This is a genomic window from Rhizobium sp. Leaf262, from assembly GCF_001422245.1.
Lineage (GTDB): Bacteria > Pseudomonadota > Alphaproteobacteria > Rhizobiales > Rhizobiaceae > Agrobacterium.
Genome location: NZ_LMMM01000012.1, coordinates 209,937 through 223,561 on the forward strand (window position 1 = coordinate 209,937; position 13,625 = coordinate 223,561).

General features: G+C 55.1%; 11 protein-coding genes. 4 read left to right on the plus strand and 7 right to left on the minus strand.

Translation table 11 applies throughout. The features are described from left to right. Positions 1 to 49: 49 nt before the first annotated feature. Positions 50 to 1,222, plus strand: a complete 1,173-nt coding sequence (locus ASF29_RS12020) for a pyridoxal phosphate-dependent aminotransferase (protein ID WP_062450912.1) — start codon at positions 50 to 52, stop codon at positions 1,220 to 1,222. Between the two features lie 108 nt (positions 1,223 to 1,330). Here the strand turns inward: ASF29_RS12020 and ASF29_RS12025 are convergent, their stop codons facing one another. The 6 genes from ASF29_RS12025 to motA form a co-directional block, all read right to left on the minus strand. Continuing rightward, on the minus strand, positions 1,331 to 1,786 hold the full coding sequence (locus ASF29_RS12025; RefSeq protein WP_200925537.1) for a hypothetical protein: 456 nt from the start codon (positions 1,784 to 1,786) through the stop codon (positions 1,331 to 1,333). Next, on the minus strand, positions 1,786 to 2,865 hold the full coding sequence (gene flhB, locus ASF29_RS12030) for a flagellar biosynthesis protein FlhB (RefSeq protein WP_062450914.1): 1,080 nt from the start codon (positions 2,863 to 2,865) through the stop codon (positions 1,786 to 1,788). The genes ASF29_RS12025 and flhB overlap by 1 nt, the downstream gene beginning before the upstream one ends. Positions 2,866 to 2,990: 125 nt before the next feature. After that, positions 2,991 to 4,034: a flagellar motor switch protein FliG gene (gene fliG, locus ASF29_RS12035; protein WP_062450915.1), complete on the minus strand. Its 1,044-nt coding sequence runs from the start codon at positions 4,032 to 4,034 to the stop codon at positions 2,991 to 2,993. Positions 4,035 to 4,061: 27 nt separating this feature from the next. After that, positions 4,062 to 4,607, minus strand: a complete 546-nt coding sequence (gene fliN / locus ASF29_RS12040; RefSeq protein ID WP_062450916.1) for a flagellar motor switch protein FliN — start codon at positions 4,605 to 4,607, stop codon at positions 4,062 to 4,064. Positions 4,608 to 4,673: 66 nt separating this feature from the next. Further along, positions 4,674 to 5,627: a FliM/FliN family flagellar motor switch protein gene (locus tag ASF29_RS12045; protein WP_162237899.1), complete on the minus strand. Its 954-nt coding sequence runs from the start codon at positions 5,625 to 5,627 to the stop codon at positions 4,674 to 4,676. 2 nt (positions 5,628 to 5,629) lie between these two features. Then, positions 5,630 to 6,502 (minus strand): flagellar motor stator protein MotA, encoded by an 873-nt coding sequence (motA, locus tag ASF29_RS12050; protein ID WP_062451037.1) that lies wholly within the window; start codon positions 6,500 to 6,502, stop codon positions 5,630 to 5,632. Between the two features lie 271 nt (positions 6,503 to 6,773). Between motA and flgF the strand changes: the two genes are divergently transcribed. The 3 genes from flgF to ASF29_RS12065 all read left to right on the plus strand — a co-directional run bounded on the left by flgF (position 6,774) and on the right by ASF29_RS12065 (position 9,533). Next, positions 6,774 to 7,508, plus strand: a complete 735-nt coding sequence (gene flgF / locus ASF29_RS12055; protein WP_062450918.1) for a flagellar basal-body rod protein FlgF — start codon at positions 6,774 to 6,776, stop codon at positions 7,506 to 7,508. Between the two features lie 124 nt (positions 7,509 to 7,632). Continuing rightward, positions 7,633 to 8,973, plus strand: coding sequence for a flagellar protein export ATPase FliI (gene fliI / locus ASF29_RS12060; RefSeq protein WP_280136427.1), 1,341 nt, complete (start codon positions 7,633 to 7,635; stop codon positions 8,971 to 8,973). 11 nt (positions 8,974 to 8,984) lie between these two features. Continuing rightward, the gene (locus ASF29_RS12065; RefSeq protein ID WP_156462641.1) at positions 8,985 to 9,533 is read left to right on the plus strand and encodes a flagellar protein; all 549 of its coding nucleotides are present in this window, start codon (positions 8,985 to 8,987) and stop codon (positions 9,531 to 9,533) included. Between the two features lie 260 nt (positions 9,534 to 9,793). Here ASF29_RS12065 and ASF29_RS12070 read toward each other — a convergent pair whose 3' ends face one another. Further along, positions 9,794 to 13,552 (minus strand): hypothetical protein, encoded by a 3,759-nt coding sequence (locus ASF29_RS12070; protein WP_062450920.1) that lies wholly within the window; start codon positions 13,550 to 13,552, stop codon positions 9,794 to 9,796. Between the last annotated feature and the right edge of the window lie 73 nt (positions 13,553 to 13,625).

A 13,625-nucleotide genomic window follows, 5' to 3' on the forward strand; every position in this document is an offset into this window, starting at 1 on the left:
CCAGCCATTTGATGCGCTAAGAAGGCACTCACACTGGAGTGCCTTTTTCATGTCGGTTCTGCAAAGCCTAAGTACCCGCTCTCTTTCAACACCTGAAAGCGGTATCGTTGAAGTCAAGAAATACGCTCACGCCAGAGAAAACCTTCTGCCGCTGTGGGTCGGAGAAGGCGATCTGGCCACGCCAGCCTTCATCGCAAAGGCGGCGGCAGACGCGCTCACGGGTGGCGAAACCTTCTACACCTGGCAACGCGGCATTCCCGAACTGCGCGACGCATTGCGCCGATACTACCAGCGCCACTTCGCTGCCGAGCTTTCGTCCGACCATTTCTACGTCACCGGTTCCGGCATGCAGGCCATCGTCCTTGCCGTACAGGCGCTGACCTCACCGGGTGACGAGCTGGTTTACCTGACGCCGACATGGCCCAACATAGTCGCTGCCATCGGCGTCGCAGGCGCGAAAGCTGTTCCCGTGGGAATCGATTTCACGCACGGCAAATGGGATATCGACGTCGGCAAGCTGGAGCGGGCGATCACGCCGAAAACCAAGGCCCTGTTCATAAACACCCCGTCCAACCCCACAGGCTGGACGGCGACGCTCGATAACCTGCGCGATATACTGGCGCTTGCGCGCAAGCACGATCTCTGGATCATCGCCGACGAAATTTATGCGCTCTATCATTATGCCGGCACACGCGCTCCATCGTTCCTCGACATCATGGAAGAGGGTGACCGGATCGTGTTTGCCAATTCCTTCTCGAAGAACTGGTCGATGACCGGTTGGCGGGTCGGCTGGCTGGTTGCTCCGCCGGAAATCGGCCAGATCATCGAAAATCTCATCCAGTATTCGACATCTGGCGTCGCGCAATTCATGCAGCGCGGGGCGATTGCCGCACTCGATCACGGCGATGATTTCATTCGCCAGAACTTCGCCCGCGCCGCCAGATCACGCGACATTCTGTGCGATGCGCTGATCGCCACCAACCGGGTCGAGACGCTGAAGCCCGATGGCGCTCTCTATGCGTTTCTGAAAATCGATGGCGTCACCGACAGCCGCGCGGCTGCCTTCGACATTGTCGACAAGGTTGGCGTCGGCCTTGCACCCGGCACAGCCTTCGGTGCGGGTGGCGAACTGTTCCTGCGAGCCTGCTTCCTGCGCAACCCCGCCCAGATCGAGGACGCGGCAGACAGGTTGTCGAGCTATATTCTCGGAAAGACCATCTGACGCAAACAGGACGCCATCGGCGATCATTCGGATTGCCGGTGGCGTCTTGTTTTGTGTCGGGAGTGTGCGACTTCAATCGTGACAGCGTTCACGGTCTGTTGCGTTGGATCAGTGCGTGGTGTTGCTGACCGGCGCGTCGCTCGCGCGCCTGAAGGCTGCATGGCGCAGGCTGTCGGCCAGAAACGCGGTATTCTCGTTCGGGTCGTTGGATGGATTCTGGAAGTTGATGTAGTTGATGTTGATCCCGGCGCGGTCCTTCTCCAGCAGCAACTGTGCGTAGATGGTGACACCCTTCGGCTTGATTTCCAGATCGAGCGTGATGGTCGGATAGGTGTCCCAATCCAGTTTATAATCGCCGCCGATGCCGAAATAGACCGTGCCCGGATGGAAATACAGTTCAGCTGCCGAATCGACGAGATCCGACAGGGAGCTATAGGACTCGAATTTTAAAAAGGAGATCAGGTCTCCCGCATCGATTAAACGAAGCTCGGCAGCCACAGGGCTGATTGCGCGAGCCAAGATTTCTTCCCGTTCAGCCGAATATGAGCATTTTTTCATATTGATCAGTTTACCCGTCTTTTGTTTTGGCGTGCGGCGTAAACCTTATGAATAAGTTCAGCCACGGCCTTATAAAATACTGACGGGATGACACTATCGACCGAGACTTGCGCAAACATGGAGCGGGCAAGCGGCACGTCTTCAAAAATCGGTATTCCTCTTTCCGTTGCGATCTCTCTGATCCTGAGCGCGATCAGATCCTGCCCCTTGGCAACGACGATCGGAGCATCGCTTTCTTCCTTCACGTAACGAAGCGCGACGGCGTAGTGGGTTGGGTTGGTGATGACGAGTGTCGCTCTGGGCACGGCATCGATCATTCTGCGTCGTGCGCGGTCGCGTGCAATCGAGCGCTGACGGGCCTTGACCACCGGGTCGCCCTGCGATTGCTTGTATTCGTCCTTGATTTCCTGCTTGGACATGCGCTGATCGCTGTGCCACTTATAATTGGTCCAGAAATAGTCGGCGACGGTCAAAATTCCCGTCGAAAACAGCACCACGATCACCATCTTCTTGAGGATTTCGTAGCCGGTAAACATCATGGCATGCGGATCGGTCACCAGTGCATCGAGTAGCCGGTAGTAGTCGGCTTTGAGAACCATCACCATGATGATGGCGACGACGACCACCTTGAACAGCGATTTGCCGAAATTGACCATGCCGTTGGCGCTGTAGATGCGCTTGAAACCACCAACTGGCGATATGCGCTCGAATTTCGGCGTGATTCGGTCGAGCACGAATTGGGGCAGGTTCTGTACGAACGACTGCGCCAGACCGAAGAGGATGAAAAGAATGGCGGCAGGCAACAGCATCGCCGCTATTTCCTTGGCCAGATGCAGACCAAGCGAAATCATGTCGGCCGCGTTGTTCATCCGCCATTGCTCAGGGCGATCGAGGATATCCTCGAGCGTCTCCCCCAGCCTCTTGACGCCATCGGGGACGAAGAAAACGAGATAGATGTAAAACGCAAGCGTGGAGGCAAACAACGACGCTTCCTGCGAGGAGGGAACATTTCCCTTTTCCGCCGCGTCGCGTAGTTTTTTCTCTGTTGGTTCTTCTGTTTTACTGTCTTTGTCTTCGTCGGACAAGACACGTCCCCTCAATAGAAAAGGCCCGCCGGATCCGGCGGGCCGTTAATGGTAAAGTACAGGGGTAGTTTCCACCCGGCAAGCGCGCCTTGGCTGCCACACAGCTTTTATCCCTGACTGTGATATCAGGCTGCGGCTGGCTGATCTGCGGGTGCGGTCTCTTTCAGCAATATCTGACCCGAATTGGCCAGACGGATGGCTTCCTGGGCAACCGCGCGGCGGGCAATCGCCACCTCGCGGGTGTTGAGCGATGCTGTCGGCACGGCCAAATCCGATTCGATCATGCGGCGCTGGCGCGGGCTGATGCACGACAGGACACATTCCTTGATCTCGGTGGTGGCGCCACGCAGCGCCATGGTGAGAATATCTGCCGAGACGTCGTTGAGCAGCGAAACGCGGCTGCGCTGTGGCATGTAAAGAAGGTCTTCGAACAGGAAGATCTTCGGCTTGACCTTGTTGGCCGATTCCTTGCTGAGCGTTTCGAGCGAGCTGAGCAGGGTATCGACCTGCGGCTTGTCGAGTTCGTTCATCAGGTCGGCGACCTTCGTCGAACCTGCCGCATTGCGCTCGGCTTCCAGTTCGGCGATCAGCGTCATGACGCGCTTTTCGATGATCTGCGTGGCGGCAGGGCTAACATCCTTCATGTTGACCGTACGGTTCATGATGTCGGCGCGCTGCTCGTCGGGAATGGTCAAAAGCACCTTCGCCCCGAAAGACGAAGGCAGCATGGAGAGGATGTAGGCGATGGTCTGTGGGTGCTCGCGCATCAGGAACTTGCCGATGAACTGCGGATCGGCATCCTGCAGCTGATCCCAGATCGAGGTCTCATATGCCTGGAATGCCGCACGGCGGCCCAGAAGACCATCGACCTCCTCAGGTGTCAAACCTTCTTCAAGAATGCTTTCGATGGCCTTGGCATTGTCCATGAGGCCAGTGCCTTCGGTGAAGAGGTCTTCGAATTCCGCCACGATCTGTGCCAGCTCGTCTGGCGGAATAACCCGAAGTGTCTGGGCCGAATTGATGATGGTCTGCAACTCGGCCTGGGTGAAAAACTTGAGGAGTTTTCCGGCCACGCCTTTTCCCATCGCCAGAAGTACGGCGGCGGCCTTATCAGCCTGAGACAACGGTTTCCCAGCGATTGGGTTACCGAAATCCTCAAAGTCCATCATGGTCTTTCCTCTCCGTCCCCACAGGGATTAGGTCTTCTTCGTACTCATTACTTCGATCAGCTTCACACCAAAGCGTGTATCGTCATCTTCCAGCACGGTGATTTCGCCGCGTGCGATGCAGCGGCCGTTCACCATGATTTCCACCGGCTCGCCGATCCTGCGCTCAAGAGCGATCGTCGCGCCTTCTTCCAGGCCCATCAGGCCCGACACCAGCATGCGGCTGGTGCCCAGTACGATCTGAACATCGATTGGGATGTCCATGATCAGATCGAGATTGTCCGACAGACCGCTGCCGAGTGGTGATGGCGAAGCGGAAACCGTAGCGGCGCTGGAGCCGAAATCGGACATGCCGAAGCTGTCCATTCCGCCACCGAATGCACCCAGGTCGTCGCTCGCTGCCGGCTCGACGGCGGTAGAACCAAAGTCGCCGAAATCGCCGAAGTCCGAAAGCGACCCTTCCGAATCGCTTTTCAGCACACCGCGCAGATCACCGATTGCCTGATCCAGATCGCCGGTATCATCCAGCGAAGCCATCAAATCATCTTCGGGTTTTGGTGTCTTTTTCGTAGCCATGCGCTAATTATTCCCTTTGAAACTTGCGTCAAGCTGCCCATGCCTTCGAATAGGCGTGTCCGGCATTCAACCCATCAAATGTCTAAGAATTTCGTCGTCGGTACTGACGTTGTTTTTCACGCGAACCGTGTATCTGTCTCCCGCCCGCCCGAATTCACAGTTGTACATATTTGCACCATTGGCGCTGACCTCGACGCAGATGTCATCCTGTCGAACGTCGCGGAAGGGAATGACGTCGCCTTCCACCAGTCGCGAAATTGTCTTCAAAGTCAGACTCTGAAGTCGTATTTTCGCTTCCAGCGTAACCTGCGAACGCTTCACCTGTTCGGAGATCATCTCCATCCATTCTTCCTGCTTCTTCAGCGCCTGTGCCGATGGCTTGGGCGCAACAATGGTCGTCTTCAGCAGCGTACGCTGCGGAATGACCAGAGCGAATTCAGACGCAACCTTGCCGATTTCTACCTTCAGGCGGATCAGCATGCCGAATTGAGCGGAAATCGCCTCTTCGAAAATCGTCTTGCCATTGCCGTTGAAGGGCGGATCGATGGTTGCTTCAAAACCACCGGGCGCGTTGACGGCCGAACGAAGCACATCGCCCAGACGCCCCATGACGAGTGCAGCCAGATCAAGCTCGATCTGCGACAGCGCCCGAACCTCCGGCTCCATGATCGTATCGGGTGCCGCGCCCAGCATGCGCTCCATCAAAGCCATGATGAAGGCCGTACCGGTCGCCATCAGAAAATTGGGGCACCAGTTGCGAAGCGAGCAGTCTGCAACGGCAAAATCCTTGCCGAGCTTCTGTACGAGGTCGGTCATCAGACCGGACTCGCAACCCAGATAATCGACATCGATGGCAATGCCGGTTTCGCTGTGAAAGATATCCGGAAGAAAGTGGCTATAGATCTGGCCGATATCCGCACCGATCTTGGCAACCCTCTTGCTGTCACCCAGACCACCCGTCAGCTTGGCCAGAAGAGCGGGCTCCATGGGCGTAACATTTGATTGTGCAGCATTCGCCATCATCAAGCCGCCTTCTGGTCGCCGCCGGGGTTCATCATTTCCTGCTCCACGGCGTCGATCGACGGACGCTCGTAGCCTGAAATCGTCTTGCGGCCATATTCAAGCGCAACCTGCGGAACCGAACCGTTCATATAGGCGATGAGCGTCTGCTTCACGACGATGTAGAGCCGGTGTTGCTTGGTGCGGACGATCTTGATCTGCGACGTCAGCGGGTTACAGATCGAGTAGGACAGAATGATGCCGAGCATGGTCCCCACGAGCGCCGCGCCGATGAGGCCGCCGAGAACCGCAGGCGATTCGTTGATCTTGCCCATGGCCTTGATAACGCCGAGAACGGCGGCGACGATACCGATGGCAGGGAACGAGTCACCCATGGCCGTGATCGCGTGATAAGGTTTGAGCTTGTCGTTGAGGATTGTTTCGATTTCCTCATCCATCAGCGCCTCGATCTCGTGGCTGCGGGCGTTGCCGATGATGATCAGACGGACATAATCGCAGATGAACGAGGTCAGTTCCTTGTTCTTCAAAACCGAAGGTGCCGTCTGGAAGATCGAGGATTCGTCGGGGTTGTCGATGTGAGCTTCGATCTCGTTGCGCGACTTCGTGCGCAGATCGCGCATCAGCGAGTAGAGAACACCCAGCACATCGAGATAATTGCGCTCTTTCGGCACCGCGAACTTGAACGCCTCACCGATGGCCTTACCGCTGTCTTTTACGACCTTCATCGGGTTGGCCATAATGAAGCCACCGATACCGGCGCCGCCGATGATGACAAGCTCGAACGGCTGGACAAGCACGTCCAGGTGACCGCCCATGGCCATGTAACCGCCGATGATACAGCCGAAGGTAATGACTAGTCCGATAATAATGTTCATCTGAAGCTCGCGTCTGATGCCAATTTCGCATTGCAAGGGATAGGCGACATGCCTTGTGCGAGGCTGGCTTGCGAACGCGGTTTCGCGCTGCCGTCTTTCCGCCATGGCAAATGCAACATATTGCGCCCCCTGCAGAAGCCTGCCGCCATCATTCCTTTATAAGCTGCCGTTCAAAAGCTTCGCACAAGCAAGCATGACTAGTTTCGGGAGGAATATGAGGTTGCCGTGTCACCAGTGCGCCTTTTCTTGAAGTCATGGACAGGAGACCGACATGCAGTCTGGTATTTACGTAGGCATATCCTCCCAGATCGCACTGGAACGTCGTCTCACCACCATCGCAGACAACATTGCCAACATGAATACGGTCGGCTTTCGCGGTACGGAAGTGAAGTTCGACCAGGTGATGAGCCAGACGCGCAATGATCTCAAGGCTGACATCGCTTTCGTGACACAGGGCAGCGACTATCTGTCCACCCGCAATGGTGAAATGATCCGTACCGGCAACTCCTTCGATTTTGCGGTCAAGGGCGACGGCTGGTTTGCAATCAACACGCCTGCGGGTCAGGTCATGACCCGCGATGGCCGCTTTTCCATGGGCATCACTGGTGAACTCGTATCCACGCAGGGCTACCCGGTTCTGGATGCAGGCGGCGCGCCGATCCAGCTCAACCCTGCAGCCGGTGAACCAACCGTCGGCTCTGATGGGCGCATTCTTCAGAATGGCGCCACTGTCGCCCAGCTCGGCCTCTTCACTGCCGATGCCAACAAGGGCTTCGTGCGCTACGAAAATAGCGGCGTCATCTTCTCCGAAGCCCCACAGCCCGTGGTAGACAGCGGCGCCGTCGGCGTTGTTCAGGGTTATGTCGAGCAGTCAAACGTCAATGCCATCAGTCAGATGACGCAGCTGGTGCAGGTCAATCGCGCCTTCGAAGGCATTTCGTCGCTGATGAAGTCGACAGAAGATTCCTTCTCGCAGGCCATCCGGACTCTGGGCGGCGGCCAGTAAGCGGCGCGTGACGTAAATGGAAACCCAGATCGAATCCGAGATCGACACCCTGCCAGAGGCCTTGATGAAGCCTGTGCTTGCGCCGCCTGCCAACATCTTCACCAGACTCGACGCTCTGGCGCAGATGGTGGAAACACAGGTCGCATCCGGCACGCCGCTTGCGCGTGGCGGACGGGTCAGAACCATCGCCGCCGGTCACTACACCGTCAGCGGCCTTTCACCCCATGTCCGTCTCGGCGAATTCGTGGTGCACAAGAGCGAAACCGGCCTGCATCTGGGCGAAGTGGTGCGTGTCGAGCCTGACCTGATCTATGTCTGCCCCATCGAACCGGGCGACCCCATCGGCGTCAACGACATCGTTCTGCGCGAGGGCGAATTCCGGGTCGAGCCCGACGATAGCTGGTGCGGACGCACCATCAACTCGCTGTGCAAGCCCATCGACAATAAGGGCCCGTTGATGAAGGGGCCGAAGAAACGCTCCGTCATGACGCTGCCGCCACCATCTATGACGCGCAGCCGTGTGGACACCGGTTTCCGCACCGGCGTCAAGGCGATCGACATTTTCACGCCGCTTTGTTTGGGCCAGCGCCTTGGTATTTTCGCCGGATCGGGCGTGGGTAAATCCACGCTGCTGTCCATGCTGGCCCGCGCGGATGCCTTCGACAAGGTCGTCATCGCGCTCGTCGGCGAACGTGGCCGCGAAGTGCGCGAATTCATCGAGGACACACTCGGTGACAACATGAAGAAATCCATCGCCATCGTCGCGACCAGCGATGAAAGCCCAATGCTTCGCAAGATGGCGCCGCTGGTGGCCATGACGGTGGCCGAGCATTTTCGCGACAAGGGCGAAAACGTCCTCTTCATCGCCGACAGTATCACCCGTTTTGCCCATGCCATCCGCGAAGTGGCGATTGCCGCAGGCGAGCCGCCGATTGCGCGCGGCTACCCGGCATCCGTCTTCACCGAACTGCCCCGCCTCTTGGAACGTGCCGGCCCCGGCGAAGAGGGCACGGGAACGGTGACCGCCATCATCTCCATCCTGGTGGACGGCGACAATCACAACGACCCGATTGCCGACTCGACGCGTGGCATTCTGGACGGGCACATCGTACTCGACCGTTCGCTTGCCGATGAGGGCCGATATCCGCCGATCAATCCGCTCGCCTCGATTTCGCGTTTGTCGCACAAGGCATGGACGCCAGATCAGCAAAAGCTGGTGTCGCGGCTGAAGTCGCTCATTCACAACTACGAAGAGACCAAGGACCTGCGTCTCATCGGCGGCTATCGTCCCGGCGTCGATGCAGAGCTCGACATGGCCGTCAAGCAGGTGCCTTTCGTCTACGACGTTCTCAAGCAATCACCCGGCGACCCTACCGTCATCGATGCCTATGCCGAACTCGCCAACGCATTGAGAAACGCACCGGTCAACAACCAGCCAGCGCCGATACAGCGACGGGGGCCCTGACGATGAAATTCATGCAAATAAAGACCAATACCGAGTCCGGCGAGGCCAGGCAGAGACGCTCCATCCGCGATTTCGACCGCGTACTGACGGGCGGCCTCGTCGTAATCGCGGCAGCCGCAGCAGCCCTGCCCTGGTACGTATTCTTCAATCCTGAAAAATTCGGCATGAGCGGTGCAGGCTGGGAAGCGTTGAAACACGTCCCTCAGCGCGCAGGCGGCGGCGTGGATGCCGTCATCCCGCATATCGAAGAGGGCCTGACGTCAGAAGGCCGCACCGACGCGACCCGCAACGACATTGATGCCTTGACGACGGCAACCGTACAAGCGGCAGGAGATGCCCGAAACGCCAACGGCGACGGCAAATCCCAACCCTTCCCCGGCGGCACCCGCTTCAAACTCCTCCACGTCTCCAACGGACGTGCGCTAATCGAAGACAAATCCGGCATGTTCCTCGTCCAAATTGGCTCCGTCCTCCCCGACGACAGCCGCCTGCTTTCCATGAACAACATCGACGGCAAATGGCAGATCATCACATCCGCTGGCGAAGTATACGCAGAATAACCATTTGCGTAACGGTTCTGGCGACAACGATCGGCGACAGTTGGCATGAGCGCCACACGAACTGGAGAACGTTGCGTCCCCACGCTAACGTGCGGTTGACCTGACATCAGACATTCGAAGAAGAAAAATGGTGCCCGAAGGCGGATTTCGGGCCACCGACACGCGGATTTTCAACTGGAAGCTACTGATACAACCAGTTGTTTTCTTTGATGCATATGAGCGGTGCGCTAACGGCGTGCTATATCGGTGTCATGTCTTCCCTACATTTCAAAGCTGGGCAACCACTCGTCAAACCAATGTCCGTCTTCCGATGCGTCTTTGAGTTTCACCGTCTCTACTCCAGCTTGTGCAGCTAGCACACCTTGAGCCCGTCGTACGATGAACTGGGGGTAAGAACACGCGTCCGTACAGATTTGCTTGGCTGCAGACAGCGGCGGATCAATTGGGTCCAGCACGTGCTCAAAGAGCTGTGCGCCTTCGCCGTATGCTTTCCTTGCCTGGGATAAAGCTTCATCCCAGTCGATCTTCGCGTCTCTAGCCAGCTTCAGCGCTGTCGTCGCAAATGCGGTTAGCACTGAAGCCTCCTTACCTGAATATGACCGGCCAAACTTGAGATATATTTCCGATTTATATTCGTCTGATCCCCGAATGTTTAACACCGCTAGATAACGTGTAGAAACTAAGTCTGTCGGTATCGGCAATGTCCCTGCGATGACGCTTTTCGTCTTTCCCGTGATCGCATTTACTTGGCGGAACGCCTTGAGAAGCAGACTCCAGTCCTCATCCGACATATCATCCAAAACGCTTGAGATTTCTGAGGCCAAGGCAAGCATAGTTTTCGGCGATGCCCAAGCAACAAAAGTGAGGAGCATCGTACGCCGCTCTTCCACGTCGGCGGAGATTTGCTCGAACTGAGCCTTCCACCACTGGATATTGCCAGCCTTCAATCGAGCGAAACGAATACGTTCACAAAACCTCTCATCAAAAACCCATGCCTGATCGCTCCAAGCGCCCAATTCCGTCGTAGACCTAATACCAGCTGAAATCACGCAAAGAGTTCGCAGTGCCCAACTGTTACCTAGAAATTGCCTGAAGTTATCGACGTATTGCTGCCAAGGTAGAAGCTCAGAGCTCCAACTCTTCTTATTGTTCACAAGAAGCTCTACCGCCACTTCGATCGTCTTCCTGAGCGTCAATAGTTTGGAAGAACGAGACAGACCGTCGGAAGACAACTTCGCTATCGATATCCCATAGGAACGTGAAAGGCTTTGGATAATGTCAGCTTGTTTATGCTCAGAAAATACCTTGTGGAATAGGTATGGGGATATCAGCCCCTGAAGGTAACTGAGATCCGAAGGCGGACTCCGATGGAACGGCTGAAGGCCCGACATGAAGTGGCCAGAGATTATTAGAGAAATAGAAGCGTCTAACCAAACATCGGAACTGTGCAGGATATCTAGCCGGTTCACCTCGAGTAGGGAGGAGACTGCAACGGCCTCATTTCCGTCCAAATATTCTCTGATCTTCTCATGTGAAACGGTTCCAAGCAACGCTAATAAACGGCCGTCCTCCAGCCATCCCTTTAAATCAAAGCCAGCACCATTGACTTGCTTTAGCCACCATTCGAGCCGCTCCTGATCAGAAGTGTTTGCCCGATATATCTGGAGGATAGCTTGCCTATCTTCCTCGCTGGATTTGAGCGATAAGGCTTCTAATGCACCCTCGGCGAGATCCAGACGGCCACACTTATCAGGTAGCGCTATCGGCTCCCCTCGGCCGCGCATAGCTCCTGAGATCACAATCTTCAGAGTGCGGGGTTCAAATAGAGACTTTATTAGTCGCTTTACAAGCAAAGGCTGCTGACTGAACACCCAGTCTCCGAGAAGCATCAATGCGAGATTTCTTGGATGGTATATAAGCTCGTAAAGACCGTGCCGAGATAATTCTTCAAGACCATCAGCGAGAGAAGACAGCTCTCCACGGCTGTAGCACCCGCAATAGAACCGCGTCGTATTGAGCCAATAGAAATTCCGAGACAAGATCTCAAATCGATCCGGCTTAGTGCCTCCTACTTCCTTACCAGGGGGCGAGTAAGGGGCCGTCTCATAGAGGTGCCTTGCCGCAAAATATTCTCTCAGTGGCTGGACCTCGAACTCGTAAGATCCTTGCTTTCGAGAAACGAGAGCGACAACTCGCTCGATCATACCTACGAAAAGCCTATCAACTAGAGACCCGTCATGTCCTTCTTTTTGGAGATATGACACTAGTACCGCTCTCAGCTCCGCTTCGCTGACGCTACCGTCGCTGCCGCCCTGCTCCGCCGAAGTATGCAGCTCCCAAGCAATGTACCGATGTATATCAATTAACAGATCTCTGTGCTCGCGAACCACACGAGATTTCTCGGCTTCTCTGTTAAAGAAAAGCTCCATATAATTATCGTATAGCGCCGTTCTTTTATCGGGCAGAGAAAGACCGCGAGTGTGAATTAGCGCTAAGAGGATCGCTAGCTGCATTGGATTACGAGCGAGATCCCGCATATGCGGCTGTTCCAACTTTTCGTTTAAAAGTTTGCTGAATTCAGACTTTTCCTTAGCGGGCAATCTCCTAGCATTCATCCATTTTCCGGAATATTCGCGTATCTGCGCCTGGGTCATTGATTGAAGCTCAAAGTGGTTCCATGCCTCATACGAAAACCCAGGCGAATTCGCGAACGCTGCGGGCCGGCTGGTGACCATGAATTGTATGTCTTTTTGATGCGTTTGAAGCCTGATCGCCGCCTTTGATATTTCCTCAACAACTTTTCGGCGAGTGGGAATGTCGGCGACTTCATCGAAGCCATCGAGAACAACGGATACGTGGCCGTTTTTCATAAACGTAACCAAGTCCGCAACCGAAAATTCATGGCCACCAGAAAGAAATTCGACCTGGGCGGCGATAAAAGCTTCGAGTGAGATACTAGGCGGGCTAAAGGACTCATTGGTGAAGGGATTCCTGCCTCCAAGCCAAGCTGCATAGTCGCGTAGATCCACTCGAAAAGGAAATCGAGTGGGAGCCGCAAGATGGGCTTTGTCCACAAACTCCCGTTCAGCTGCTTTTCCCAGCAACTTAATCCTGTTAACTTGGCATATGTATTGCGTGATTGTCGATTTGCCTTGCCCCGGAGCGCCCTCCAAAACGATACAGTTATTATCGACAGTTGAATTCAATAGAAGTGATGATGCCGATAGCGAACGTCGGCCATGTCTTATATAAACTGGCCCATCATCATCTTCGGCGTACTCAATTTCCCCCTCTTCGAATTCAACAAATTCGTGTTGCGCTACAAGAACTCCAGCCCTGATATTGGAATATATAAAATTTCTATCTTCGTGTTGATTTATAGGCGCCACTGGAACGTCAACAAAAAGGTCAAGAAGCTTATTTTGAAGCTCCACTTGTTTAAATTTAACCTCGGCCTCGTTTGCATACTGTATCGCAAGATAAGACTTAAGCGCCTGCTCTCTTGACTGACTTCCCCACAAGCCTCCTAGAAGAACCGGAATTAAGTCCGAAGCTTTTATTATGTCGGGATAACTCCATTTTATCGAGCCATTCGCATCTATTCGGCTATCAAGGTCATCCCGCCACCAACAGTAACTTGGGATCCCAAACGCCGCACTTAGGGCAACGTTAGTTCTGTCGATCGAACCTACGTCAGGATGAGCGGTGCCAGCCACGTTCGTGATTAGATAATAAGCAGTCGCTCCCTTTTTCTTTAGAGCTTCAACCTTTTCGCCCTCTGTTGCTATTACAGCTTCGATGGCCTCACGTTCGCTCTTTGTGTTGGGTGCGCGAGAGAACTTGACCTGAAATACATAAAATTCTTGCTTGCCGTTAAGGTAGTAGGGGAAAAAGGCATCACGCCCACCGTCGGGTTGCTTTACCGGAAGACACTGGACGTTGGGAAATGTGGTCGTCAGTACGGCTTGAGCTAATCGCTGAAAGCGATCTTCATCGAGATTTTCGTAAAAATATGGCATGCATCCCCCAAATGCTACTTATCCGCGAAGCTTGTCAATTTGGTACAGAACGGCAGCCTGATTTGTCCATCTA